Genomic DNA, 24,890 nt, shown 5'->3' with positions numbered 1-24,890 from the left:
TCATACTGCTTTTAAACTTAAATCTAAATTATATACCGAATGCGTTAACGCTCCACTACTGATATAATTGACACCACATTCAGCATATTTTCGAATGGTATGCTCATCAATTCCTCCACTAGATTCTGTTAAACAGGTATCCCCAATTAATCGAACTGCTTCACGCGTATCTTCGTAATTAAAGTTATCAATTAAAATACGATATACCCCATCGGATTTTAAAATTTCTTTAATTTCATTTAAATCGCGTGCTTCTACTATTATTTTTAAATCACGGCCGGTTTCCTTTAAATAGCTTTTTGTTTGATTAATAGCCTGTGTAATACCTCCTGCAAAATCAATATGATTATCCTTAAGCATGATCATATCATATAATGCAAAACGATGATTTTCACCCCCACCAATGGTTACTGCCCATTTTTCTAGCGCACGTATTCCCGGCGTGGTTTTTCTGGTATCTAAAATTTTTGTTCCTGTACCCGCTAATAAATCAACAAAAAACTTAGTTTTAGTCGCTATAGCACTCATTCGCTGCATAGCATTTAACACTAATCGCTCAGCTTTTAAAATAGCTAATGAACTTCCAGAAATATAAAAAGCAATATCTCCGTACTTAACAGCACTACCATCTGGTATTAACACTTCAATTTCAAGATTAGGATCTACATAAGCACAAACTTGTTTAGCAAACGCCACTCCTGCTAAAATCCCTTCGTCTTTCACCAATAGTTTTGCCTTTCCTTGAGTGTCTTTTGGTATACATGCTAATGAACTATGATCTCCATCACCAACGTCTTCACGAATGGCATTAGCAATGATTAATTCTATTTCATGGTTAAATTGCTCCTTACTTATCATTTGGTATCGTTATTTTTGCTAATGTACAAAGTAATCCGAATTTGTTTCAATGACAATTACATTATTAGCTATTGGAAAAACCGACAGTCTTCAATTAACCCAATTAATTGAAGACTATAAAAAACGCCTCAGTTTTTATATAAAGTTCAATTTTGAAATCATACCTGATTTAAAAAAAGTTAAAAACTTAAGCGAAACTCAACAAAAAGAAAAGGAAGGTGAACTTATTTTAAAAAAAATAAACACATCTGATACACTTATCCTTTTGGACGAAAATGGTAAACAATTCAATTCAGTGGATTTTTCCAATTACCTTCAAAAACACATGAATAGTGGCATCAAAAATTTATTTTTTGTTATAGGTGGCCCTTATGGATTTAGCGAGACTATCTACAAAAGAGCCAATGGAAAAATTTCTCTTTCAAAAATGACTTTTTCGCATCAAATGGTACGTTTATTTATTATCGAACAACTATACCGCGGTTTTACTATTTTAAAAAATGAACCCTATCACCACAGGTAACCCTTTTAATTCGACTCAAAATGCTTCAAGAAAAACTAAAAAATCATCAAATCATTCTTGCCTCTGGATCTCCCAGACGACAACAATTTTTAAAAGACCTCGAAATTGATTTTGAGATCCAACTACAACCTGTTGACGAAGTTTATCCAGATCATTTAAAAGCTGAAGAAATTACCAATTATTTATCCGAACTAAAAGCCGCAGCTTTTAAACAACGCTTACAACATAACGATATTTTAATTACTAGCGATACTATTGTTTGGCACAATCACCATGCACTTGGCAAGCCACAATCCGCAGAACACGCTAAACTAATGATAGCCAGCTTAAGCAATGACTGGCATGATGTCATTTCCTCTGTTAGTTTTACCACTAAAAACAAACAAATAACTAAACATTTCACCACCAAGGTTCACTTTAAAGAATTAACTATTGAAGAAATTGATTATTATGTAACCAACTACAATCCGATTGATAAAGCTGGCGCCTATGGGATCCAAGAATGGATTGGACTTATTGGTATTGATAAAATTAAAGGAAGCTACTTTAATGTAGTTGGTTTACCCACGCATATTGTTTACGAAACGTTAATTGCATTGACAAAACCTTAAACTAGTCGTAATTTACTAACATGCTTTTGTAATTTAAAAAAAAAATAATTTTGCGAATTCCTAACCCTGATTTACTGCTTATGAAAAAATCACTTACGCCAATAGCCATAAGTCTTTTACTAAGTATTCACCTAGTAAATTGTCAGGAAAGCTCCAAAAACAGACCAAATCCAATTGAGCTAACTAGCGATTTTAAAAGTTATTGGTACCAAGGAGAAGCCGAGATTTCCACCTATGAATTATCTCAAAACAGGTATGGCGAATTACGTAATGGAACTGCCACACTTATTTATGTTACCGAAGATTTTTTACCAATAAAACAAGTAAAGGCTGACATTTCAGCTCCAAAAAACATCCCTGTACTCAAACTTAACAGTGTTAAAAAGTTTACTACAGGCATATACCCTTATAGTATTATGCAAAGTTCTTTTTCCCCTTTAAAGGGAGAAAAAAAACACGCACTTAAAACCACTGCTAGTATTCAAGAATGGTGTGGCCAAACTTTTATGCAGCTTAACAACAAAAAGAATTTTGAAATAGATATAAAATCATACTTTGCATCGGAAGGAGATCAAAAATTATCATTACAAAAAAGCATCCTTGAAAACGAGTTATGGAATCTAATTCGAATACATGGTGACAAACTATTACCTAAAGGCGAAATAAACTGCATTCCTTCCTTTGAATTTTTAAGATTAAACCACAAAAAAACGCAAAGCTATAAAGCCATAGCATCTATCCAAAAAAACAACAATTTAAACACATTCTCTTTAACATATCCAGAACTAAAACGGAGCTTAAAAATTACATTCCAACAACAATTCCCGTATATTATTGAAAGCTGGAGTGAAGAAATCTCACCTCACTTACCCACAACTGCTAAAAGAATTACGACAAAATTATTACCTTACTGGAATCAAAATTCCAATAAATTCACCCCTTTAAGAAAAGAACTTGGACTACAATAACCTCCCTAAAGACATAAAAATCATTCTTTTTGATGGCGTTTGCAACCTGTGCAGTGGCGCCATACAATTTATGATTAAACATGATAAAAAACGAAATTTTCGATATGCCTCATTACAAAGTGAATTGGGTAAAGAATTATTAGCTGAGCGAAATATTGACCCAAAAATCATAGATTCCATAATTCTTATTGACCCTAAAAAAGCTTATTACTTTAAATCTACAGCTGCATTAGAAATATCAAAAGAACTATCTGGCCTATACCCATTGCTAAGGATATTTCTGTTTTTTCCAGAAAAAATGAGAGATCCCATTTATGATTTTATTGCCAAAAACAGGTATAAATGGTTCGGAAAAAAAGAAAGCTGCATGATCCCAAATGACGAGATCAAAAGTTTATTCTTGGATTTTTAACGAATTTAACTACACTTTCATCTAATATTTTTAATTATTTACACCAAAACATATTGATTTACAATTAGTTTTATGAAATTTAATAGAACTTAAATTTTAAATTAAAACTATTACTATGCAAGAGAGCATTACCCAAAATGTCACAAAAACCAGCAGCGATGTTATGAATTCCCTGAGCGGATTATTTAATTCACTTCAAGAAGGCGTTGCACAATATGGCCTTAAAATAGTAGGTGGTATAGTAGCACTTATTATTGGACTATGGATTATAAAAGTTATTCTAAAAGCCGTTCGCAAAGCTTTTGATACCAGTAAAATTGATAGCACTTTAAAACCTTTTCTACTTACACTTGTTGGTTTTTTACTCAAAGTACTATTATTTATTTCCATTGCTGGAATTGTAGGGATACCGACTGCTACTTTTGCTGCTTTACTTGCAGCTGTAGGTTTAGCCATTGGTGGTGCCTTTAACGGATCATTAGGGCATATGGCCGCAGGTGTTATGCTTCTTATTTTTAGACCCTTTAAAGTAGGCGACTTAATTGAAACTAACGGAAAACTAGGTTTTGTAAAGGAAATTTCTGTTTTTGTTACCATATTAGAAACTTTTCAAAACAAAACTGAAATTATACCAAATGGATCTATCACGGCAGCAGCTATTACTAACCTAACCACAATTGGACATTTAAGAGTTGATATGCCTTTTGCAATTCAGTATGGTACAGACATAAAAAAAGCAAAAGAAGTAGTAATGAATGTACTAAAAGCCGATGACAAAGTAATGAAGGATCCTGCTCCTAGAGTAGCTGTAAATAATCTAGGTCCGAACGGCGTTGAATTATTAGCACTACCTTACTCTACATCTGATGACTATTGGGATGTATATTGGGATACACGTCAAAAAATTGTAGAAGCCCTTGGAGAAGCAAACTACGACGCTCCGTTGCCACAGCGTATTGTAACTATGAAAAGCTAAACAACAAACAAGATACCTTTAAAACAAAAAGCCCTTATTTCATTGAAAAAAGGGCTTTTGTTTGTTTAACCCGAATTATGCATTGAAACTTTGTCATGAGGCTGTGATATACAATAAATACTAGTGTTTTCTTAATTTCAGCATAGCACCGTTATGGTTAAATTAAAAAATACAGTTTACGATAGTATTTGAAGTAGATCGCAGACGTAATAGATTTTTTAATGCATAATTCGGGTTTAAATAGCCGCAATAAAGCTATCATAAGATACAGACTACAACTCCATTAATCCTTTTTGTTATCTAATAACTTTGCAAAGTAAGCATACAAATCTCCTTTGGTTATATTAGCTCCTTGCTCGATAATTTTGAATTTATCTACATTTTTATCTTCGGTATACTCCTTTGTTGCATTAAAAAATGCCACACTATCATCCATTAAATTTTGCTGCAACCACTTATAACCTTCATCGGTTAATAAATCAATAGCCTTATTTTTTACTTTAATAGCTATTAAATGCATTTTTTCTTCCGTAAGGAAAAACAAATGAATTTGATCTTTTGAAAAATGTTCTAAAAATTCCACTTTATTCAAAACACCTTCCCAAATCATATCACTAAAAACATCAATTTCCTCTTCTGCAACTTCGGGTTTATTTGCTTTAATTTCAGCCCACTCGTCACCTGTTATAGATTGTGTTGCTAAAAAATTAATAAACTCTTGATGTAAAGCTTCTAATTGTTCTTTTGATAAACGAGCGTATTTCATTTTACTTGTTTTCTCTATTTTGATTGACATAAAAAAAGGCCATCTTTTTCAAGATAGCCTTATTTCTTATTTTTTCAAATACTTATGCTTTTTCAGCAACAACTTCAAAAGCAGCATTTGCAATTACGTTACGGTGAAAACGCACAGGAGCTTCATAAGATCCTAAACGCTTAATTGAACCACCTGGAACGCTGATAAATTTCTTTTCAATAGAAATTCCTTCTTTAGCTAAAGCATCAGCAACATCGGCATTAGTGATAGATCCAAATAATTTACCACCAGCTCCTGATTTAGAAGAAATTTTAATTTCAAGACCATTAAGTTTATTAGCTAATGCTTGCGCATCATCAACTAACTTCTGCTCTTTATATGCACGTTGCTTTAAATTTTCTGCTAATACTTTTTTAGCAGAAACAGTAGCAAGTACTCCATATCCTTGAGGAATTAAAAAGTTACGACCGTAACCATTTTTAACTTCTACTATATCGTCTGCGAATCCTAGATTCTCAACGTCTTTTTTTAATATAAGTTCCATTGTTTTGGTCGATTATTTCATTAAGTCAGCTACATATGGCAATAAAGCTAAATGTCTAGCTCTTTTTACTGCAACACTTACCTTACGTTGGTACTTTAAAGAAGTTCCTGTTAAACGTCTTGGTAAAATTTTACCTTGTTCATTTAAAAAACCTAATAACCAGTCTGGATCTTTATAATCAACATACTTGATTCCAGATTTTTGGAAACGACAGTACTTCTTCTCTTTATTAGTATCAATGTTTAATGGAGTAAGATACCTGATCTCTCCATCTTTTTTTCCTTTAGCTTGTTGTTCTATAGATGCCATAACTAAGCTTTTTGTTTAAGTTTAACTCTTCTTCTTTCTGCCCAAGAAATTGCATGCTTATCTAAGCTTACAGTTAGGTAACGCATTATTCTCTCGTCTCTTCTAAATAGAATTTCAAGTTTGTTTATAACTTCACCTGACACAGTGTACTCAAATAAATGGTAAAAACCACTTTTTTTGTGCTGAATAGGATAAGCTAATTTTTTAAGACCCCAGTCTTCTTTAGCTACCATCTTTGCTCCATTTTCAGTAAGAAGATCCTCATACTTCTTAACTGTCTCCTTTATCTGTTCTTCAGATAAAACGGGATTCAAGATGAAAACAGTTTCATAATGATTCATAAAAAAAATTTTATTTGTTAAATTTTAAGACTGCAAAAGTAAGCTTTTTAGTCAAATATACAAGTGCTTTTCATCGATTATTATACATCGACAAAACTCACTTTTTTCCGACAAAACACGTTTTTTCTTGCGATATTGGATTTTATTATTTAGTATTGTATAACTAATTAGATAGATATGCAAGATAACTCCATTCTGAAATGTGCCATTGTTGACGATTCAAAGTTGCAACGCCTTGCTATAGTTAAACTTATAGAGGAACATTCCTCTTTAGAACTAGTAGCAGAGTGGAACAACGCCATTGAAACAAAAAATGGATTATTGGATATTCCTGTTGACTTATTGTTTTTAGATATTGAAATGCCAATTCTAACTGGTTTTGATTTATTGGATGATTTAGAGAATAAACCAAAGACCATATTTGTTACTGGAAAAACAAAATATGCATTTAAGGCATTTGATTATGATGCTATAGACTATTTGCGTAAACCACTAAAAAGAGATCGTTTTAATGCTGCAGTTGAAAAAGCTTTAAGTCAAACAAAAATGGCTGCTACAAGTAAGTCGGCAGAAAATGAAGATTATATTTTTGTAAAAAGCAATTTAAAGAAGCGAAAAATATTTTTAAATAATTTGAAATATGTAGAAGCTTTAGGTGATTATGTTAAATTAATTATGGATAACAGTGACCCTGTGGTTGTTTTAGCCACTATGAAGTCATTTGAGTCCCAATTGCCAAGCGAACGTTTCCTAAGGGTACACAAGTCCTATATTGTAAATTTGAAGAAAGTAGAACGCTACAATAACCGAAATATAGAAATTGACCAAGAACAAATTCCTGTTAGTCGACACAAAAAAGCGGCACTAAGTGAAGCTTTAAGTTCTTAAAAACAAAACAAGACATAAAAAAAACTCGTAAATAAATTTTACGAGTTTTTTTTATGTCTTTTTTGAAACATAATATGTTAGACTTGACTTGCTCTATTTTGCAACATATAATCTACAACCACTAGAGCTGCCATAGCCTCAACTATAGGCACAGCACGTGGCACAACACAAGGATCATGTCTTCCTTTTCCCTGCATTTCAACTATATTCCCTTCTTTATCTATCGTATGTTGATCCTGCATAATTGTAGCCACTGGTTTAAACGCTACATCAAAGTAAATATCCATTCCATTAGATATTCCACCTTGTATACCTCCGGATAAATTTGTTTTTGTAGTACCATCTGCATTAAATAGATCATTATGCTGACTTCCTTTTAAAGCAGATCCTTCAAAACCACTACCGTACTGAAAACCTTTAACCGCATTTATAGACAACATTGCTTTACCTAATTCGGCATGTAAGCGATCAAATACAGGCTCTCCTAAACCAACAGGAACACCACTAATTACACAACTCACCACACCTCCTACGGTATCCCCTTCTTTTCTAATTTGCTTAATGTAGCTTTCCATTTCACTAGCCATATTTTGGTCAGGACAACGCACAATATTAGACTCGGTTGCCGAAAGATCCAATTCATTATAAGGCGTAGTTAATTTTAAATGTCCTACTCCAGTAACATAGGCATTAAAAGACACTCCCTTTAACACCTGCTTTGCAACTGCACCTGCTACTACACGTGAAGCTGTTTCTCGTGCTGAAGAACGTCCTCCTCCTCGATAATCGCGAACATCTCCATATTTTTTATAATAGGTATAATCTGCATGCGACGGACGAAAAGAATCTTTTATATGTGAATAATCTTTTGATTTTTGATTCGCATTTCGAATCACAAAACCTATTGAGGTCCCTGTAGTTACACCTTCAAAAATACCTGATAAAAACTCAACAGTATCCGGTTCCTTTCGTTGTGTTACAATGGCTGATTGCCCTGGTTTTCTTCGATCTAATTCTGCTTGAATAGCATCAAAATCTATAGTAACGCCTGCTGGACAACCATCAATTACACCTCCAATAGCTACCCCGTGTGATTCACCAAAAGTGGTCAACTTAAATACTTTTCCAAAACTGTTTCCTGCCATGTATTGCTATTTTTGACAAAAATAGGATTTAATCCTATTTTCATCACAAAATTAAATCATAATAATTATAATTTATGGTATTCATTTTCAACAAAAAAAATAGCCCTCAAAAAAGAAGGCTATTTTAACAACTAATTCTATGTATTAACAACAACTAACTATAAATTAATTTCTTTTATAAAGTAATAATCATCTTCCTTAACTGTAATAGTATAAGTCTCTCCTTTAGGTAAGGCAGAAAAATCAAACTTTTTATATATATTTTCTGCGGTTAACACCTCAGATCTTAACAATTCTGAATCATCAGCATCTCTCACAGTAATCACTACATCTGTTTTTGAAGAATTATCCAAAACCACCTTTGCAATGGAACCATTGACAACAACCCTAGGTTCGTTATACACTTTTGATCCACCCGCAATTAATGAAACTTTATTATTTGCTATAAGAATAGGTGATACATTTATTCTTTTTTCCTCATTTGACTCTAAAAAATACACTCCTTCTGGCAAATAGGTTAAATCAAAAGTTTTTTCAAATACGTCTGCCTGACTCAATGTTTCTGAAAACAACGTAATTCCACTTTTATCAACAATAGACAAAGACTCCCCTTTTGCTACTCCAGATAAAGAAACGTTCAGTGCCTTTGAACCTAAAACTTTTACGTTCATTTTTTCGGCTGCATTAACTACTACGGCTGCTAAAAGTGCTACACTAAGCAATCCTCCTTTAAATAGTTTTTTCATGAGTGTGTTTATTTAATTGATTATTAAATATGTACGCTACAAATATACAATCGAATACAAGTATGATATATCATCACAATTTACCTATATTTATGCTATATTAACCCTATATTAAAAATAACATTCAACTATTGTCAATTTAACATTCTATTAAGCTCACTATAATGACGGAACAAAAAATTAATTATAATAAACCCAGTTTTGAGCATCTTGCTCCCGATATTGGCAACTCTTTGATATACAAGAGATTTAATATTGAAAACAAAAACAAGCAACCTATATGGCATTACCATCCAGAAATAGAAATTGTATATGTGAATGAAGGCTCTGGCAAACGACAAATTGGAAGTCACGTATCTTACTATCAAAATGGTGATTTAATTTGTATCGGCGCCAACTTACCGCATTGTGGTTTTACCGATGGATTTTCCAAAACCAGAAATGAAACAGTAATTCAAATGTTGCCAGAATATTTAGGCAAGGATTTTTTTAATGTATCTGAAATGAACCCCATAAATGCTTTACTAGATAGAGCCAAACAAGGCCTTGTTTTTTTTGGAGAAACAAAAAAAGAGGTGGGTGCCATTATTGAAAACATGTACTCAAAATCTCCTTTTGAACGCATATTAGACTCCTTACTTATACTCCACAAACTTGAAGCATCCAAAGAATTTGAAATATTAAATGCTGAAGGCTTTGTTTTAAAAGCTCAAGCGCAAGACAATAGTCGTATTAATAATACATTTAATTATGTTCAAAAAAATTTCAAAAAGCAAATTAGTATTGAAGAAATTTCAGATTTTGTAAATATGACACCTCCTGCCTTTTGCCGAAATTTCAAAAAAGTAACTGGCAAAACATTTACTCAATTTGTTAATGAATACCGACTAGTGCACGCCACAAAATTACTTACCGAAAAACAAGAGAGCATTCAAGGAATTTGTTTTGAATGTGGTTTCAATAACTTTTCACACTTTAACAAAGTCTTTAAAAAATACACTGGTAAAACACCAACTGATTACCGAAAAGAAATGAATTTTACCATATCATAAAACTAACTGATAAGACAAAAAAAAGCCTTGTACTTTGGGGGAGTACAAGGCTTTTAACTTTACGAAATTTAAAAACTAACGTTTTATCGTTTTTACATAACTATAATCTCCTTGATAAACTATAATTTTATATTCCGAAACTGGTAATGATTTAAAATTATAATTTTTTGTGATTTTTGGAGCATTTAACCTCACTTCTTCCAATGGTATGCTGCTATTTTTAGCATATACTGTTATCGATACCTCATGCTGATCTTTATTATCTATATCTAACTTGATTATATCATTTTCAGTTTCAAAAACTGGTGTATTATATGTTTTAGTTGCTCCCTTTACAATTTTAACCTGATCTGGCACTATAATAAATGGAGTTACTTTTATAGCCTTAGCAGTTTCTGCCTTAACATAATATACTCCCTGAGTTAATTTTGAAAAGTCTAAGGTTTTTGTATAAGAACTTGATGCGCTCAATATTTCAGAAAATACAACTTCTCCTTTTTTATCAGAAACCGAAAGCACCTCTCCTTCGATTACTTCAGACATGGTGATGCTTAACTCATTTGAAGCCAAAACTTCAACCTTCACTTTATTTGATGCATTTACTACCACAGTTGTTAAAAGTGCTACACTTAACAATCCTAATTTCAATATTTTTTTCATAAGGTGAAATTTTTATCGATTCACTCGATTAATTTTACACTGCAAATGTACTACCGACATCCACCTCATAACAGACATAGAATTTACCTATATTGATGCTATTTTAACCAAAAACACTAATTAAGTGGATTAAACAATCATTTTAACATCTCAAAAAACTAACAAACTTAAGTTATTATCACAGGTCACTACTGAATGTATTATAAATGTGACAATTAGATTTAGAATTAAGCCCCCCCCTTTTTTAAACATAAAATTATGTTTATAAACTTATGATATATGCTATGGTGAACTAAAGATTCACTCCCTTTTAATAGTTAGGTAGCGTCTTTTATACCTACCTCCGTAATTAGTTTTTTATCATGACACGTAACACACAGAAGAAGAATACAACAAACAACCCTAAAACGAAATCCGAATTAGGTAATACTAACGCATAAAAAAGCCTTGTACATTGGGGTTGTACAAGGCTTTTTTTTACTTTATGAAATTTGTAAACTAGCGTTTCACTGTTTTTACATAACTATAATCTCCTTGATATATAACAATTTTATATTCAGAAACTGGTAATGACTCAAAGTTATATGTCTTTGTTATTTTTGGCGTATTCAATCTAACTTCTTCTAATGGAATACTACTATTTTTAGCATATACAGTAATAGACACATCATGTAAATCTTTATTATCAATACTCACCTCAGCAATACCATTTTCAACTTTAAAAACTGGTGCATTATACGTTTTAGTTGCTCCTTTTATAATTTTAACTTGATCTGGAACTATAATAAATGGAGTTACCTTCACCGCACTTTCGGTTTCTGCTTTTACATAATATACGCCTTGAGTTAACTTTGAAAAATCTAAAGTTTTAGTGTAAGAGCTAGTTGCGCTTAATATTTCAGAAAATACTAACTTTCCTTTTTTATTTGTTATTGATAATACTTCTCCTTCAACCACCTCCGACATAGTGATACTCAACTCATTTGAAGCTAAAACTTCAACTTTAACTTTATTTGAGGCATTTGCTATAACGGATGATGCAAGTGCTACACTTAACAATCCTAATTTCAATAGTTTTTTCATAAGTAAAATTTTTATCGATTAATACGATTAATCTACACTCCAAAAATACTATGATAACTACCCAAAAAGCATATATAGAATTTACCAATATTGATGCTATTTTACCCCTTTACATTTTCACAAGGTTAAAATAAATCAATTTAACATTAAATTAACACGTAAAAAAACTACTTATAATTCAATGAGTGACAAAAAAAATTAACATATATTCAAAAAAGAAAAGTAAACAATAATAGATTCTAAATTAAGCTTGTATCACCCTTTCCCTCTCTTACAATTACGGGGATATTATCAGTTACATCGACAATGCTTGATGGTATATTATCACCATAACCTCCATCGATAACTAAATCTACTAAATTTCCCCATTTTTCTAATATTAACTCAGGATCTGTTGTGTATTCCAAAATCTCATCTTCATCATGTATTGATGTGGATACTATAGGATTACCAAGTGCCTCTACTAAGTCATGGCATATTTTATTATCGGGGACACGTATCCCTACTGTTTTCTTTTTTTTAAACACTGATGGTAATTGATTGTTTCCGGGTAAGATAAATGTAAAAGGTCCAGGCAAGCATCTTTTTAATAGTTTGAATGTAGATGAATCTATCTGGCGCACATAATCGGACAGGTTACTCAAATCTTTACAAATAAAAGACCAATTGGCTTTTTCAAGCTTAATCCCTTTTATTTTAGCAATACGATTTAAAGCTTTTACACTGGTAATATCACAGCCTAGTCCATAAACGGTATCTGTTGGATAAATTATTAATCCTCCATTTTTTAGCACTTTAACTGCTTCTGCTATTTGCTTAGGATTCGGATTTTCTTCGTATAATTTGATAAATGCCGCCATAACATGTGATTTAAAAATTAGTATTTTATCCTTTTACTTCAAAAAAAACAAAGCAAACAATCTAATTATATCCCTTTATTAATAAGGCTAACTAATATAATTCCAGATATTCTTGTGTTGTATTAACTGAGCATAGGCTTGCTTAATCATACTATTCTTTGGTAATACTAAGTTTGGATCTTCCTTTAATATTTGCTGTGCATAAGCCCTAGCTACCTGCAAAATTTGATTATCCTTTACAATATCGGCAATTTTTAGGTTTAATACACCACTTTGTTGTGTTCCCATAATATCCCCCGGGCCACGCAATTTTAAATCCACCTCAGCAATTTCAAAACCGTCATTAGTCTGCACCATGGTTTGCAAACGTGTTTTACTATCTTCGGACAGTTTAAAACCAGACATTAGTATACAATAACTTTGTTCGGCTCCACGCCCTACCCGACCCCGTAATTGATGCAATTGTGACAAGCCAAAACGCTCTGCACTCTCAATAATCATTACACTGGCGTTTGGTACATTTACACCCACTTCGATTACGGTAGTGGCTATCATAATTTGAGTTTCTCCTTTAACAAAGCGTTCCATCTCATGATCTTTATCTGCAGGTTTCATTTGCCCGTGTACAATGGAAATTTGATACTCTGGCTTAGGAAAATCACGTGAAATACTTTCAAACCCATCCATTAAATCCTTGTAATCCATTGCCTCGGATTCTTGAATTAGTGGATATACAATATATATTTGCCTTCCTTTAGCAATTTCTTGTTTTACAAAATGGAATACATTTAAACGTTGTCCATCATATTTATGCATTGTTTTTATTGACTTACGTCCTGGAGGTAACTCATCAATTACCGAAACATCTAAATCCCCATATAAACTCATTGCTAAAGTTCTAGGTATAGGTGTTGCTGTCATTACCAACACATGAGGTGGTAATTCATTTTTTCGCCATAATTTAGCACGTTGGGCTACGCCAAAACGGTGTTGCTCATCAATGATAGCCAAGCCTAAATTGTTAAATTTCACTTTATCCTCTAACAAGGCATGTGTTCCTATTATAATATGTATTTGTCCGTTTTCTAAATCTGCATGAATTTCTCTTCTGGCCTTAGTTTTTGTACTTCCCATGAGTAAACTCACATGGATAGGCAAATCCTTCACTAATGCGGAAATACCATCAAAATGTTGTTTTGCCAAAATAGCTGTTGGTGCCATAAGTGTAGCCTGATAACCATTATCAATAGCCAACAACATACTCATTAAAGCCACTATGGTTTTCCCCGAGCCTACATCTCCTTGTAACAATCGATTCATTTGAGCCTCGCTTCCCATATCCCTACGGATTTCTTTAACTACACGTTTTTGGGCTCCCGTTAAACTAAAAGGTAAATAGTTTTCATAAAAGTTAGTAAATAATTCCCCTACTTTTTCAAATGCATAGCCTTTTATTTTTTGCTTTTGCAGAATATTTTTACGAATTAATTGTAACTGAATATAAAATAACTCTTCAAACTTTAATCGGTAACTCGCTTTAGTTAACAACTCCTGACTTTTCGGAAAGTGTATATTTAATAATGCCTCAGACTTCCCTATAAGCTTCATATGCTCCAAGATATTCTTTGGCAACGTTTCATCAAAAAAAACACCTTTAGTCAAAAACAGATTTTGCACCATTTTAGAAACTACCTTGTTGGTAATATTCCTTCGTTGTAACATTTCGGTCGACGAATAAATCGGTTGCATAATGGAACTCATACTCGATTTATGGGCATCCAACAATTCCATTTCGGGATGTGGCATGGAAAATCCATTGTAATATTTTGTCTTTCCAAAAATTACATAAGGAACATTTATCTTTATACTTTCTTGAATCCACTTAGCTCCTCGGAACCAAACCAGTTCCATTTTTCCCGTTTTATCTTGAAAAGTAGCCACTAAACGACTGCCTCCTTTTTTTTGTTTTACATTTTTTAACTGTGTAACCATACCTACAATTTGAACTTCGGCATCATTTTGCTGCAATTCACTTATCGTATAATATCGGGTACGATCAATGTACCGATGAGGAAAAAAATGTAGTAGATCCTGGCATACTCGAATTCCTAATTCTTTTTCTAGTACTGTGGCTCTAGTTGGGCCAACGCCTTTTACATAGGCAACGGGTGATTGTAATATATCAGCACTCATAGCATGCTAAGATACATTTTTTAGCATGTATTATAAATTGGTTTTTGTAATTTGTCCCTCCGTAAACTGTATTATGTATATGAGCCAATTCATAAAAATCACTTCTCTTATTTTTAGCTTCTGCGCAAGCATTATTTATAGTAGGGCCCAACAAAAAGATCTTGTTGATTTTAAAACTATTGAAGCACATATACAACTCGACACTATAAACCAAAAGGTATTTGGAAAAATCGATGTTTTATTTACCCCATTAAAAAACACTAATCAAGTCTATTTGGATGCTCAAAAAATGGAAACAGTTACTCCCATTAAAGATGCTAAAGTTGAATACAAGGACAATAAGATCTGGTTAAAGGGGGATTTTAAAGCCAATACAGCTTATTCCTTTAGTTTCAATTATAGTACAACACCAAAAAAAGCGCTCTATTTTTGGGGTTGGGATGCCAAAAATATTGACCCCAATTCACCAAATCATAAACAAATATGGACACAAGGACAAGGTAAATACACGAGTAACTGGTTACCTAGTATTGATGATATGAATGATAAAATCATTTTTACACTAAAAATTGATTTTAATACAGACTACCAAGTAATTTCTAACGGAAGTTTAATTCATAAAACAACCACAAATACTACTACTACATGGGTTTACCAAATGCAACAACCTATGAGTAGCTATTTGGTGGCACTTGCCATTGGTAAATACCTAAAAAAAGAAGAAAAAAGCGCTTCGGGAGTTCCTTTAGAAAATTATATCTATTCGGATAGAATAACAGATTACGAGTCAACTTTTAACTACCACAAAAAAGTTTTTGATTTTTTAGAAACTGAAATTGGTATTCCCTATCCTTGGAAAATATACAGGCAAGTTCCTGTACGTGATTTTTTATATGCCGGGATGGAAAACACAGCATGTACCTTATTTTCTGATGATTTTATTGTAGACACAAACACTTTTGACGATCAAAATTTTGTAAATGTGAGCGCTCATGAGTTAGCGCATCAATGGTTTGGAAATATCATTACCGAAACAGATAGTAATCACCATTGGTTACACGAAGGCTTTGCCACTTATTTCGCCTTATTAGCCGAAAAAGAGCTATTTGGCGAAGATCACTTTTATTACAAACTGTATGAAAGTGCAGAGCAATTAAATCATCAAAGTGATTTACAAAAAGGAAAAGCCTTAGTTACTCCAAAAGGGAGTTCCCTTACTTACTATCAACACGGGGCTTGGGCTATTGTAGCTTTACGTAACAACATAGGAGATGCTCATTTTAAAAAAGTAGTCCAGCAATTTTTAACAACACACCAATATAAAAATGTAACCACCTATGACTTTTTAAGTATTGTTTTTGAAGTAACAGGAAAAGACACTTCTGAATTTGCAAAAAAATGGTTACATAATACGACTTTCCCTGCTGGAGAAGCTTTAAAAATTATAACGCAATCGGAAGTTATGAAAAGATATTTGCAATTGGCTGGTGAACGCACTCAACCGCTTATTGGAAAATATCAATTACTATCGGATGCTCTAGATTTTCCTGTAAATCCCTATTTAGGACAAGAAGTAGTTGCTCAATTACAAGGAGATTTTTCGAAAGAAGCACTCTTATTACTTGAAAAAGCATTCGAAAGTAATCAACCTCAAGTTTTACAAGCCTTAGCTAATTCATTAACTACTATTCCCAAAGCATTTGAGCCCAAAATGGCACTCCTATTAAAAGCAGATTCATACGCCACTGTGGAAGGCGCACTTTATAATTTGTGGAATAATTTTGAGGCTAAAAAAATGAATTATTTACAAGCTACAAAAAACTTAATTGGTTTTAATGATAAAAATATAAGAACACTTTGGCTTGTCCTTGCCTTAAACACTCCAGGGTTTAGCACTACAGATCGTACCCGATTTTTTAATGAACTCAATTCGTATACGGCTCCAAATCATCATTACAGATTACGCAGTAAAGCTTTTGAATATTTAAAATTGCTCCAAAGCTATTCCGATCAAAGTTTACAAAATTTAGCCTTAGGTGCCACACATCCCAATTGGCGATTTAAAAAGAATTGTAGCACTACACTTAAAGCGCTTTATGCTAATGAAAAATATACGCAAAGAATAAATCGCCTTTCTGCTACGTTTCCCAATAAGGTAAAACAATTATTAACGACGGATTAAGTGATTTACATTAGTAAATGATTTTTATATCTTAGTCATTAATAAAACAAATAAAAAAACAAATGCGAGCATTAGTCATTTCGGGAGGTGGGAGTAAAGGTGCTTTTGCAGGCGGAGTTGCACAATACCTTATGCAGGTACAACAACGCAAATATGATTTATTTTTAGGCACCTCCACAGGTAGCTTATTAATCCCTCATTTATCTATTAATAAAATAGATAAAGTACATGATATTTATACTAATGTAAATCAAAATACTATTTTTAGTTTGAATCCTTTTGTGGTAAAACATAAAGGGGACCGAGAATATGTGAGTATTAATTACCTAAACACTGTTTTACAATTTGTTAAACGAAAACGCACCTTTGGCGAAAGTAAAAATTTACGTAAAAACATCCGTAAAAACTTTACGCGAGAAGAATTTGAATTTGCCCGAAAAAATGTAACCGATGTTGTCGTTACGGTTTCTAACTTATCCAAAAGTTGTACTGAATATAAATCCATCCACGAATTTAGTTATGAAGATTTTTGTGAATGGATTTGGATATCCTGTAACTACATCCCTTTTATGAGTATTGCCAAAAAAAATGGTTACGAGTATGCCGATGGGGGCTTTGGTGCCATAGTTCCTATCCGCGAAGCTATAAAACGTGGTGCTACCGAAATAGACGCGGTTATATTAGAATCCGAGAATTTAGATAGGAATAAAATATTAGGTAAAAACCCATTTTCATTAATGGTAAATCTATTCGGTTATTTATTAGATCAAGTAGAACAACATAATGTAACGGCTGGTAAACTTGCTGCCAAAAATAAAAATGCCACGCTTAACCTTTATTATACCCCGACGAAGCTTACCGAAAACTCATTAGTATTTAACAAAAAACTAATGACCGAGTGGTGGCAACAAGGCTTTGATTATGCACGTGAAAAATTTGAACAAAAAGAATTGAACGAATTACGTGATTTAGATATGCGTGGCTAATATCCTTACAAAAGCCTATTAAAAATTGACTATCATTATTTTGTCCAATAATCTAATACCAAAACATCCGCTATAATGGGACTAATTTTACTTACCATTTGTAAATGTGCTTTATGAAATAAATATATTTCTCTAGCATGTTCATCTGCAAAAGTTAAAGTGAAACAATGAGTTAATCCCTTACTATGCCCTTCAGTGCTATCATTTATACCCCATTCTATACTAGCTATTTCTGGGATTTCATTTTTTAAATTCATAAAGTTTTTAACCGCTTCATTTACTTTACTTTCTTCAATACCATCTTTATATTTAAGGTTTACCATATGCCTTAAAACTTTCCCTTCCCTATTGATTTTAGGGGCTATTTTATAGGTTACTATCTTTTTCAAATCAAACCTAAAAGAACCTGCTATCAAAAAATTTTCCTTCCCTATTTTATGAGACCTTAAACCATAATAAATTGAAAAACCAGTCTCTAAATAATTTATAGGACTAAGAATCCCTTCTTTATTTAATCTACACAACTGTATACTCGCATCATCTCTTGTCCCTACCGCCAAAATAGCTTCATTATTAGCTACTGAAACAACTTCAATTCTAGTTTGCCCTTGTAACTTGGTGGTTTCATCATCCTTTAAAACAAAGTGAGGAATTAAAGCCCCTTTTTTATTTATTTTAAACACACTCACTGCATCTCCATGGTAAACAAAATCTGTTTTTTTTATAAAGCCTGCTCTCTTATAATATTTATGATGCCTATGACCAACAATCACATAATTATTATTGCCTAAAGTAACACCCGTTACTGGATAAGTTCCTGTTAAATACCTATCATTTGTATTATCACTTATATTATTAATATTTTTAAATGTCCCATTTTCATAAACCCTAAAACTACTTACTCCATTATCCTGGAATCCTCCTGTATACAAAAAAGTCCTTCCATTAATCTTATGAGTATACATTCCTATTACTCCATCAGTATGAATAATTTCATTATCCTCCATCGACTGTACATGGGTTAGCTTCCCATCATCATGTATTTGAAAACTACTCAAACCAGGTGTTTCTTCTAAACCGCCAATAAAGAGATACGACGATTCTTTCATATGTATTACCTGTAATGTAATAGCTGTACCAAGATGAGTTTTATTGGTATCCGCTACCAAAGAAACGCGCTCGAGAGCCCCATTATTCAAAATTTTAAAGGTTTCAATCGCATTTCCATGTTTATTTGCTACAAATAGAAAGTCGTTACCATTAATAGAATCTGCGACCATACCCCTTGCTGGCCCTTTTCCTTTGTATAATTCATGGTTACTAATTGGGGTGAGTTCTCCATTTTTATTTAAACTATATACATCTATATTTCCTATTCCGCCTGCAAATACAAAATGAGCATCTCCCTTTTGATAACTTGTCACAGAAACAGTATTATTGCCAGATATATCCTTGAAATCTTTTCTGTAAAGCATTAATTCATTAGAAACCTGAGCACTACAAATTTGTAATACCAACAAGACTGTTCCAAAAATTATTTTTTTTAAGATTTTCTTCATTTCAACCTTTTTTAAATTTAGTTAATCTATTACTGCTTTAATTCCTGCACTAGCAATTGCTCTATCCTGTTCTATGGTACCTCCGCTTACTCCAATCGCACCTATAATTTCACCATTTTTATTTTTAATTGGTATTCCTCCAGGAAAAGTAATTAGCCCTCCATTAGAATGCTCTATGTTATAAATAATACCGCCAGGTTGTGTTAACTCGCCTAATTTCCCTGTATCTATATTAAAATAGCGTGCTGTTTTTGCTTTTTTTATGGCTACATCAATACTTCCTATAAAAGAGTTATCCATTCTAATAAATGCCTTTAAGTTTGTACCGGCATCTACTATAGCAATATTTACTAATACATTTGAATGTTCTGCTTTTTTCTTTGCTGCTAAAAGCACTTTAAAAGCTTCATCATGAGTAATATCATTTGTAATTTGTGCATAACCACCATTACACGCTAATGTTAGGATAAAAGCAATAGCACAACTTCTAGCAGACCTTAGTAAGTTCATCATTTTTGTTTTAATTTAATACTGCAAAAATTATAAACTAGTCTAATAAAATAGTTGAACAAGTTCAACTTGATAAAATTTTATTGGATTTAAGATTTCTTTTTGATTTTACTCAAAAACTCATGAGTAATACCCAAATAACCAGCAATTTGCTTATCTGTCAACTTAGATGCAATATCGGGATAGGTACTTATATAATAATTATATCGATCTTTTGCTGTTTGACAATGGTTTCTTATAAGCCGCTGTTGCCAGGCTACTATGGACTTTTGAGACATAATACGAAATAGTTTTTCGGCGGATGGAACTGAATTATAGAGATCTGTTTTGTCTTCTCTAGTAATCAAAAGAACTTTGCTATCTTCTATAGCCTGTATATTCAAATCCGATGGTTTCTGATTCATAAAACTATCTATATCCATAACCCACCAATCCTTGGCAGCAAAGTATAATGTATTTTCATGCCCTTTTTTATCAATAATAAAAATCCTAAAACAACCTTCAAGTACAAAACCTTCAAATTTACAAATGCTTCCTTGAGTTAATAAAAACTCTTTTTTGGGAATGGTTTTGGGTTTAAAATAATTACAGATACGTTTTAAATCAGTATCCGGAAGTGATACGTTTTTTTTTATATTTTGAATTAATAAATCATTTATCATTCACTGCCTTGTTTAAATTACCACCTTTTTACCAGTAGCAGCTGATTTGTATATCGCATCAATGACTAACATATCTTTGTGACCTTCTTCGCCTCTAATATGCATGGGTAAAGGTTCCTTATTTAAAATACATTTTGAAATTTCATCTAACTGTACTTGTTGTTGGTTAATTACTGGAAAATTGAAAGTGCCTAGACTCGATTTACCTTTAAATGGCCCATAGCTCAATGCTGGTTCTAATTCAAAAAAACCATCGTCACCAGAGGCATATAATCTGTCGACATTATAACTGTAGGAGCTTGCCGATGTAGTCACTGCTCCACTTGGAAACTCAAGTTGCCAGGTAATAGATTCTTCAACTTCTTTAAAATAATCAGGCCGTTGAACAGGTCCAAATTGAGCTGTAACGGCAATAGGCTCTTCGCCTAAAATATACCGATTACTTTGTACGCAATAAATACCAATATTTGTAAGTGGTCCTCCACCAGACATAGCCTTTTTTAGATGCCATGCATCCTTTTTCCAACCTTTTATTCGGTAACCTAAAGACGCATCTATATATCGAATATTCCCAAAAACTTTTTCCTGCCCCATCCTTTTTATTTCTTTATGGTGTGGCTCATAATGAAGACGGTAACCAACCGCCAGTTGTACTCCATTTTTTTTACAAGCATCAATCATTTCAACACACTCTAAGGCATTTAACCCCATAGGTTTTTCTACAATAACATGCTTACCCGCATTTGCTGCTCGAATTGTAAATTCTTTATGCATGGAATTAGGGAGTACCACATAAACCAAATCAATATCTTTATTATCAATTATTGAATCAAAATTATCGTAATTATAAATGTTCTTTTTAGGGATATTATACTTTTGCCCCCAGGTAATTTCCTTTTCGGGTGTTCCTGTTACTAAGCCTGTTAATTTACATTGCTTGGTTTGCTCTAAACCTTTTGCTAAAATTTTAGCATACCTCCCCAATCCACAAAGGGCTACATTTATTTTTTTTTGAGACCCCTCTTTTTTATATGTATTTATTATGGAATCAAAAGATAATAATGATGGTAATAGGGCTGTTGAACCTGCTACTAATCCTAGCTGCTTTATAAATTCTCTTCGTTTTTCGTTTTTCATGGTGGTAAAACTTTAATTAGTACTATACACACTAATACGATTTACTGATAAGAATTTCGCATATATGCTGTTTCTTTTTCACAATTCTTGCGTTAAAAAAAACAACCGTAGCAAAGGCTATGCTTGATTTTTTTGCCTTAGACTAGCAAAAAATAATTCAACATATTTATACGAAATTCTTATCAGTAAATCGTATAACAATAAAAGTAAGTTACAATTTATACAAATCAAAAGGATCAAAAACTAACAAATTAATCACTGCTTTATTTACTTTAACCAGGTCATTGTATTTAACGCTTTAAACATTTGATAAACTTAATAATACAATAGCAGGCTTTAGGTTTATAACTAAATATGCTATTTTCAAAAATTACAATTGAACAAAACTACTATATTTCGTATTTTTGACATTACGCCCAATACAAGTACATCAAACTCATTTGGCTTCAATAGTTAGCTTACTTCGTTTATGAAAAAAATACAAATGGTTGACCTAAAAGGTCAATATGAAGGAATAAAAAATACGGTAAACAATTCCATACAAGAAGTTCTTGACAACACCGCTTATATCAATGGTCCTCAAGTACACAAATTTCAGGAGGAATTAGAAAAATACCTAAATGTAAAACATGTTATTCCTTGTGCAAATGGAACCGATGCTTTACAAATAGCTATGATGGGCTTGGGCTTACAACCAGGTGACGAAGTAATCACTGCAGATTTTACATTTGCTGCCACTGTCGAAGTTATTGCATTATTACAATTAACACCCGTACTTGTTGATGTGGATCCAAATACCTTTAATATTGATCCAAAAGCAATTGAAAAGGCGATTACCCCTAAAACCAAAGCTATTGTTCCTGTACATTTATTTGGACAAGCTGCCAATATGGAAGCTATTACCACCATTGCAAAAAAGCATGATCTTTTTATTATCGAAGATAATGCCCAAGGTATTGGTGCTTCCTATACCTTTGCTAATGGCACAAAAAAGAAAACCGGAAATTTAGGTCACGTGGCCTCAACATCCTTTTTCCCTTCAAAAAACTTAGGTTGTTATGGTGATGGTGGTGCTATTTTTACTAACAATGATGAGCTTGCACATAGCATAAGAGGTATTGTAAATCATGGGATGTATCAACGTTATCACCATGATGTAGTTGGGGTAAATTCGCGTTTAGATTCTATTCAAGCTGCTGTTTTACTAGCAAAACTACCAAACTTAGACACTTATAATAATGCACGTAGGGCTTCCGCCAGAAAGTATAACGATGCTTTTAAAAATATTCCTCAAATAATAACACCAGTGACACATACCAAATGTGAAGGCATTTGTGATACATGTGATTGTCATGTTTTTCACCAATACACATTAAAAGTAAAAGATGCGGATCGGGACGCTTTAGTAGCTCATTTAAATAAAAACAACATCCCTTGTGGTGTTTATTATCCAATTCCATTACATGCCCAAAAAGCATATACGGACAAGCGCTACCTTGAATCCGATTTTCCTGTAACCAATCAATTGGTTAAAGAAGTAATTTCATTACCAATGCATACCGAGTTAGATGATGAACAGATAGCTTTTATTACCAAAACAGTAATTGATTTTGTAACAAAATAATATAAAATGAAAATTATGAGTTTAATTATCTCCCTATTAGTTATTACTGGAATTGTATGGTTCCTAAAAATTAATACTGCCGATAATAAAGCCCGAAAAGATGCTATTCAAGTTGAAGCTAGCATAGAAAAAGTAAACTGCAAACAGCGCCTTAAAGGCGATAAAAGTTTGGTCGCCGTAGCCTATAAAGGACAAGTCTATTATATATTCTTTAAAAACGAAAAGGACTGTAACAAATACAAAGAAAATCAAAAAGTAACCGCTTACTTTTCTAAAACTTACAATAAGCTGTATTTAGATCTTTGATTTAATAAGGGAATTTCATACTATAAAAAAAGGAGGCAATGCCTCCTTTTTTTATAGTATGAAATTTATAGATAGTTACGTTATAACGTTGCTCCAAAAGTTTCGGCACTTCTATCAATCTTTTTCACTAAACCTTGTAATACTTTACCCGGTCCAACTTCTGTGAATGATGTAGCTCCATCAGCAATCATTTGCTGAATACTTTGCGTCCATTTCACTGGCGCTGTTAATTGTGCAATTAAATTTTCTTTGATTGCTTCCGCAGAATTTACTGCAGTAGTAGTTACATTTTGGTATATTGGACAAGCTGGCTCATTAAAAGTTGTTGCCTCAATAGCAGCAGCTAATTCTGCTCTAGCTGGTTCCATATATGGAGAATGAAAACCTCCACCAACAGGTAAAACCAAAGCTCTGCGAGCTCCTTTTTCTTTCAATATCTCACAAGCTTTTGCTATTGCATCCACGCCACCCGAAATAACTAATTGCCCCGGACAGTTATAATTTGCAGGCACTACCTCTGCTCCAATTTCATTACATACAGTCTCCACTACTTCATCGTCCAAACCTAAAACAGCAGCCATAGTTGAAGCCGAAGCTTCACATGCCTTTTGCATAGCTAAAGCACGTTGCGATACTAATTTTAAACCATCCTCAAAAGATAATACTCCATTGGCTACTAATGCCGAAAATTCTCCTAAAGAGTGTCCAGCTACCATATCTGGCTTAAAATCATCCCCTAATACTTTACTTAAAATTACCGAATGTAAAAATATAGCCGGCTGAGTAACTTTAGTTTCTTTTAATTGTTCGGGAGTTCCCTCAAACATAATATCAGTTATCGAAAAACCTAAAATTTCATTAGCCTTATCAAATAGTTGTTTTGCTATTGGAGCGTTATCATAAAGATCCTTTCCCATACCCACAAATTGAGCACCTTGACCTGGAAAAACGTATGCTTTCATTTTTATAAATTTTGAAACACAAATGTAGCTAAAAGT

At 32.8% G+C, this 24,890-nt stretch carries 27 protein-coding genes; 11 read left to right on the top strand and 16 right to left on the bottom strand.

The window, feature by feature from the left end; all coding sequences use genetic code 11:
* On the bottom strand, positions 1-858 hold the full coding sequence (gene nadC, locus KQA_RS0201770; protein WP_010177463.1) for a carboxylating nicotinate-nucleotide diphosphorylase: 858 nt from the start codon (positions 856-858) through the stop codon (positions 1-3).
* A gap of 49 nt (positions 859-907) precedes the next feature.
* On the opposite strand from nadC, the gene rlmH reads away from it, so the two are divergent.
* From rlmH to KQA_RS0201745, 5 genes are all read left to right on the top strand, one after another.
* A complete protein-coding gene (rlmH, locus tag KQA_RS0201765) occupies positions 908-1,381 on the top strand; it encodes a 23S rRNA (pseudouridine(1915)-N(3))-methyltransferase RlmH (RefSeq protein WP_010177462.1) in 474 nt (157 codons plus the stop codon).
* A gap of 20 nt (positions 1,382-1,401) precedes the next feature.
* The gene (locus tag KQA_RS0201760) at positions 1,402-1,992 is read left to right on the top strand and encodes a Maf-like protein (protein WP_010177461.1); all 591 of its coding nucleotides are present in this window, start codon (positions 1,402-1,404) and stop codon (positions 1,990-1,992) included.
* Positions 1,993-2,072: 80 nt separating this feature from the next.
* Positions 2,073-2,960 carry a hypothetical protein gene (locus KQA_RS0201755; RefSeq protein WP_029209409.1) on the top strand — a complete coding sequence of 296 codons (888 nt, stop codon included), beginning with the start codon at positions 2,073-2,075 and terminating at the stop codon, positions 2,958-2,960.
* A complete protein-coding gene (locus KQA_RS0201750; RefSeq protein WP_029209408.1) occupies positions 2,947-3,372 on the top strand; it encodes a thiol-disulfide oxidoreductase DCC family protein in 426 nt (141 codons plus the stop codon). The genes KQA_RS0201755 and KQA_RS0201750 overlap by 14 nt, the downstream gene beginning before the upstream one ends.
* Before the next feature lie 163 nt (positions 3,373-3,535).
* On the top strand, positions 3,536-4,348 hold the full coding sequence (locus KQA_RS0201745; RefSeq protein WP_232285833.1) for a mechanosensitive ion channel family protein: 813 nt from the start codon (positions 3,536-3,538) through the stop codon (positions 4,346-4,348).
* A 283-nt stretch (positions 4,349-4,631) separates the two neighbouring features.
* Here the strand turns inward: KQA_RS0201745 and KQA_RS0201740 are convergent, their stop codons facing one another.
* The 4 genes from KQA_RS0201740 to rpsF form a co-directional block, all read right to left on the bottom strand.
* Entirely contained in the window at positions 4,632-5,114 is a 483-nt protein-coding gene (locus tag KQA_RS0201740; RefSeq protein WP_010177457.1) for a DUF6495 family protein, read from the bottom strand.
* Between the two features lie 82 nt (positions 5,115-5,196).
* The gene (gene rplI, locus KQA_RS0201735; RefSeq protein ID WP_010177456.1) at positions 5,197-5,649 is read right to left on the bottom strand and encodes a 50S ribosomal protein L9; all 453 of its coding nucleotides are present in this window, start codon (positions 5,647-5,649) and stop codon (positions 5,197-5,199) included.
* A 12-nt stretch (positions 5,650-5,661) separates the two neighbouring features.
* Positions 5,662-5,958, bottom strand: a complete 297-nt coding sequence (gene rpsR, locus KQA_RS0201730) for a 30S ribosomal protein S18 (RefSeq protein ID WP_010177455.1) — start codon at positions 5,956-5,958, stop codon at positions 5,662-5,664.
* 2 nt (positions 5,959-5,960) lie between these two features.
* The gene (rpsF, locus tag KQA_RS0201725; protein WP_010177452.1) at positions 5,961-6,299 is read right to left on the bottom strand and encodes a 30S ribosomal protein S6; all 339 of its coding nucleotides are present in this window, start codon (positions 6,297-6,299) and stop codon (positions 5,961-5,963) included.
* Positions 6,300-6,476: 177 nt separating this feature from the next.
* On the opposite strand from rpsF, the gene KQA_RS0201720 reads away from it, so the two are divergent.
* On the top strand, positions 6,477-7,187 hold the full coding sequence (locus KQA_RS0201720; protein ID WP_010177451.1) for a LytR/AlgR family response regulator transcription factor: 711 nt from the start codon (positions 6,477-6,479) through the stop codon (positions 7,185-7,187).
* A gap of 77 nt (positions 7,188-7,264) precedes the next feature.
* On the opposite strand, the gene aroC is transcribed toward KQA_RS0201720, so the two are convergent.
* On the bottom strand, positions 7,265-8,332 hold the full coding sequence (gene aroC, locus KQA_RS0201715) for a chorismate synthase (protein ID WP_010177450.1): 1,068 nt from the start codon (positions 8,330-8,332) through the stop codon (positions 7,265-7,267).
* A gap of 158 nt (positions 8,333-8,490) precedes the next feature.
* A complete protein-coding gene (locus KQA_RS0201710) occupies positions 8,491-9,078 on the bottom strand; it encodes an Ig-like domain-containing protein (protein WP_010177449.1) in 588 nt (195 codons plus the stop codon).
* Between the two features lie 164 nt (positions 9,079-9,242).
* On the opposite strand from KQA_RS0201710, the gene KQA_RS0201705 reads away from it, so the two are divergent.
* The gene (locus tag KQA_RS0201705) at positions 9,243-10,130 is read left to right on the top strand and encodes an AraC family transcriptional regulator (protein ID WP_010177448.1); all 888 of its coding nucleotides are present in this window, start codon (positions 9,243-9,245) and stop codon (positions 10,128-10,130) included.
* 75 nt (positions 10,131-10,205) lie between these two features.
* On the opposite strand, the gene KQA_RS0201700 is transcribed toward KQA_RS0201705, so the two are convergent.
* The 4 genes from KQA_RS0201700 to recG all read right to left on the bottom strand — a co-directional run bounded on the left by KQA_RS0201700 (position 10,206) and on the right by recG (position 14,926).
* On the bottom strand, positions 10,206-10,790 hold the full coding sequence (locus KQA_RS0201700) for a hypothetical protein (RefSeq protein ID WP_010177446.1): 585 nt from the start codon (positions 10,788-10,790) through the stop codon (positions 10,206-10,208).
* 498 nt (positions 10,791-11,288) lie between these two features.
* Positions 11,289-11,873 (bottom strand): T9SS type A sorting domain-containing protein, encoded by a 585-nt coding sequence (locus KQA_RS0201695; RefSeq protein WP_010177444.1) that lies wholly within the window; start codon positions 11,871-11,873, stop codon positions 11,289-11,291.
* A gap of 239 nt (positions 11,874-12,112) precedes the next feature.
* Positions 12,113-12,733, bottom strand: a complete 621-nt coding sequence (locus tag KQA_RS0201690) for an L-threonylcarbamoyladenylate synthase (RefSeq protein ID WP_010177442.1) — start codon at positions 12,731-12,733, stop codon at positions 12,113-12,115.
* 87 nt (positions 12,734-12,820) lie between these two features.
* On the bottom strand, positions 12,821-14,926 hold the full coding sequence (recG, locus tag KQA_RS0201685; protein WP_010177441.1) for an ATP-dependent DNA helicase RecG: 2,106 nt from the start codon (positions 14,924-14,926) through the stop codon (positions 12,821-12,823).
* Positions 14,927-15,005: 79 nt separating this feature from the next.
* Here recG and KQA_RS0201680 point away from each other — a divergent pair, with 79 nt between their 5' ends.
* Both KQA_RS0201680 and KQA_RS0201675 read left to right on the top strand, forming a co-directional pair.
* Positions 15,006-17,108: a M1 family metallopeptidase gene (locus KQA_RS0201680; protein ID WP_010177440.1), complete on the top strand. Its 2,103-nt coding sequence runs from the start codon at positions 15,006-15,008 to the stop codon at positions 17,106-17,108.
* Positions 17,109-17,170: 62 nt separating this feature from the next.
* Positions 17,171-18,094: a patatin-like phospholipase family protein gene (locus KQA_RS0201675; RefSeq protein WP_010177439.1), complete on the top strand. Its 924-nt coding sequence runs from the start codon at positions 17,171-17,173 to the stop codon at positions 18,092-18,094.
* A gap of 35 nt (positions 18,095-18,129) precedes the next feature.
* Here KQA_RS0201675 and KQA_RS19430 read toward each other — a convergent pair whose 3' ends face one another.
* The 4 genes from KQA_RS19430 to KQA_RS0201655 form a co-directional block, all read right to left on the bottom strand.
* The gene (locus tag KQA_RS19430; protein WP_010177438.1) at positions 18,130-19,653 is read right to left on the bottom strand and encodes a Dabb family protein; all 1,524 of its coding nucleotides are present in this window, start codon (positions 19,651-19,653) and stop codon (positions 18,130-18,132) included.
* A gap of 21 nt (positions 19,654-19,674) precedes the next feature.
* Entirely contained in the window at positions 19,675-20,163 is a 489-nt protein-coding gene (locus KQA_RS0201665; RefSeq protein ID WP_010177437.1) for a GlcG/HbpS family heme-binding protein, read from the bottom strand.
* An 89-nt stretch (positions 20,164-20,252) separates the two neighbouring features.
* Entirely contained in the window at positions 20,253-20,825 is a 573-nt protein-coding gene (locus KQA_RS0201660) for a Crp/Fnr family transcriptional regulator (RefSeq protein WP_010177436.1), read from the bottom strand.
* A gap of 12 nt (positions 20,826-20,837) precedes the next feature.
* Entirely contained in the window at positions 20,838-21,962 is a 1,125-nt protein-coding gene (locus KQA_RS0201655; protein ID WP_010177435.1) for a Gfo/Idh/MocA family protein, read from the bottom strand.
* Positions 21,963-22,431: 469 nt separating this feature from the next.
* Here KQA_RS0201655 and KQA_RS0201650 point away from each other — a divergent pair, with 469 nt between their 5' ends.
* Together KQA_RS0201650 and KQA_RS0201645 are read left to right on the top strand one after the other, a co-directional pair.
* The gene (locus tag KQA_RS0201650; RefSeq protein ID WP_010177434.1) at positions 22,432-23,586 is read left to right on the top strand and encodes a DegT/DnrJ/EryC1/StrS family aminotransferase; all 1,155 of its coding nucleotides are present in this window, start codon (positions 22,432-22,434) and stop codon (positions 23,584-23,586) included.
* A 15-nt stretch (positions 23,587-23,601) separates the two neighbouring features.
* A complete protein-coding gene (locus tag KQA_RS0201645; protein WP_232285831.1) occupies positions 23,602-23,892 on the top strand; it encodes a hypothetical protein in 291 nt (96 codons plus the stop codon).
* A gap of 80 nt (positions 23,893-23,972) precedes the next feature.
* Here the strand turns inward: KQA_RS0201645 and fabD are convergent, their stop codons facing one another.
* Positions 23,973-24,854 (bottom strand): ACP S-malonyltransferase, encoded by an 882-nt coding sequence (gene fabD, locus KQA_RS0201640; RefSeq protein WP_029209407.1) that lies wholly within the window; start codon positions 24,852-24,854, stop codon positions 23,973-23,975.
* Positions 24,855-24,890: the final 36 nt, after the last annotated feature.

Origin of the sequence: Aquimarina agarilytica ZC1 (assembly GCF_000255455.1) — a bacterium.
Lineage (GTDB): Bacteria > Bacteroidota > Bacteroidia > Flavobacteriales > Flavobacteriaceae > Aquimarina > Aquimarina agarilytica.
The sequence above is the reverse complement of the archived record's forward strand: the minus strand, read 5'-3'. Positions and strand labels throughout refer to the sequence as shown.

What these genes read in the sequence shown, in the direction of transcription:
- fabD (WP_029209407.1), bottom strand. Translation starts at nt 24,854, where the DNA reads ATGAAAGCATACGTTTTTCCAGGTCAAGGTGCTCAATTTGTGGGTATG.
- KQA_RS0201655 (WP_010177435.1), bottom strand. Translation starts at nt 21,962, where the DNA reads ATGAAAAACGAAAAACGAAGAGAATTTATAAAGCAGCTAGGATTAGTA.
- KQA_RS0201695 (WP_010177444.1), bottom strand. Translation starts at nt 11,873, where the DNA reads ATGAAAAAACTATTGAAATTAGGATTGTTAAGTGTAGCACTTGCATCA.
- recG (WP_010177441.1), bottom strand. Translation starts at nt 14,926, where the DNA reads ATGAGTGCTGATATATTACAATCACCCGTTGCCTATGTAAAAGGCGTT.
- KQA_RS19430 (WP_010177438.1), bottom strand. Translation starts at nt 19,653, where the DNA reads ATGAAGAAAATCTTAAAAAAAATAATTTTTGGAACAGTCTTGTTGGTA.
- KQA_RS0201745 (WP_232285833.1), top strand. Translation starts at nt 3,536, where the DNA reads ATGAATTCCCTGAGCGGATTATTTAATTCACTTCAAGAAGGCGTTGCA.
- KQA_RS0201660 (WP_010177436.1), bottom strand. Translation starts at nt 20,825, where the DNA reads ATGATAAATGATTTATTAATTCAAAATATAAAAAAAAACGTATCACTT.
- KQA_RS0201755 (WP_029209409.1), top strand. Translation starts at nt 2,073, where the DNA reads ATGAAAAAATCACTTACGCCAATAGCCATAAGTCTTTTACTAAGTATT.
- KQA_RS0201690 (WP_010177442.1), bottom strand. Translation starts at nt 12,733, where the DNA reads ATGGCGGCATTTATCAAATTATACGAAGAAAATCCGAATCCTAAGCAA.
- aroC (WP_010177450.1), bottom strand. Translation starts at nt 8,332, where the DNA reads ATGGCAGGAAACAGTTTTGGAAAAGTATTTAAGTTGACCACTTTTGGT.
- KQA_RS0201760 (WP_010177461.1), top strand. Translation starts at nt 1,402, where the DNA reads ATGCTTCAAGAAAAACTAAAAAATCATCAAATCATTCTTGCCTCTGGA.
- KQA_RS0201700 (WP_010177446.1), bottom strand. Translation starts at nt 10,790, where the DNA reads ATGAAAAAAATATTGAAATTAGGATTGTTAAGTGTAGCACTTTTAACA.
- KQA_RS0201740 (WP_010177457.1), bottom strand. Translation starts at nt 5,114, where the DNA reads ATGAAATACGCTCGTTTATCAAAAGAACAATTAGAAGCTTTACATCAA.
- KQA_RS0201645 (WP_232285831.1), top strand. Translation starts at nt 23,602, where the DNA reads ATGAGTTTAATTATCTCCCTATTAGTTATTACTGGAATTGTATGGTTC.
- KQA_RS0201650 (WP_010177434.1), top strand. Translation starts at nt 22,432, where the DNA reads ATGAAAAAAATACAAATGGTTGACCTAAAAGGTCAATATGAAGGAATA.
- KQA_RS0201710 (WP_010177449.1), bottom strand. Translation starts at nt 9,078, where the DNA reads ATGAAAAAACTATTTAAAGGAGGATTGCTTAGTGTAGCACTTTTAGCA.
- KQA_RS0201680 (WP_010177440.1), top strand. Translation starts at nt 15,006, where the DNA reads ATGAGCCAATTCATAAAAATCACTTCTCTTATTTTTAGCTTCTGCGCA.
- rplI (WP_010177456.1), bottom strand. Translation starts at nt 5,649, where the DNA reads ATGGAACTTATATTAAAAAAAGACGTTGAGAATCTAGGATTCGCAGAC.
- KQA_RS0201665 (WP_010177437.1), bottom strand. Translation starts at nt 20,163, where the DNA reads ATGAACTTACTAAGGTCTGCTAGAAGTTGTGCTATTGCTTTTATCCTA.
- rlmH (WP_010177462.1), top strand. Translation starts at nt 908, where the DNA reads ATGACAATTACATTATTAGCTATTGGAAAAACCGACAGTCTTCAATTA.
- nadC (WP_010177463.1), bottom strand. Translation starts at nt 858, where the DNA reads ATGATAAGTAAGGAGCAATTTAACCATGAAATAGAATTAATCATTGCT.
- KQA_RS0201675 (WP_010177439.1), top strand. Translation starts at nt 17,171, where the DNA reads ATGCGAGCATTAGTCATTTCGGGAGGTGGGAGTAAAGGTGCTTTTGCA.
- rpsF (WP_010177452.1), bottom strand. Translation starts at nt 6,299, where the DNA reads ATGAATCATTATGAAACTGTTTTCATCTTGAATCCCGTTTTATCTGAA.
- rpsR (WP_010177455.1), bottom strand. Translation starts at nt 5,958, where the DNA reads ATGGCATCTATAGAACAACAAGCTAAAGGAAAAAAAGATGGAGAGATC.
- KQA_RS0201705 (WP_010177448.1), top strand. Translation starts at nt 9,243, where the DNA reads ATGACGGAACAAAAAATTAATTATAATAAACCCAGTTTTGAGCATCTT.
- KQA_RS0201720 (WP_010177451.1), top strand. Translation starts at nt 6,477, where the DNA reads ATGCAAGATAACTCCATTCTGAAATGTGCCATTGTTGACGATTCAAAG.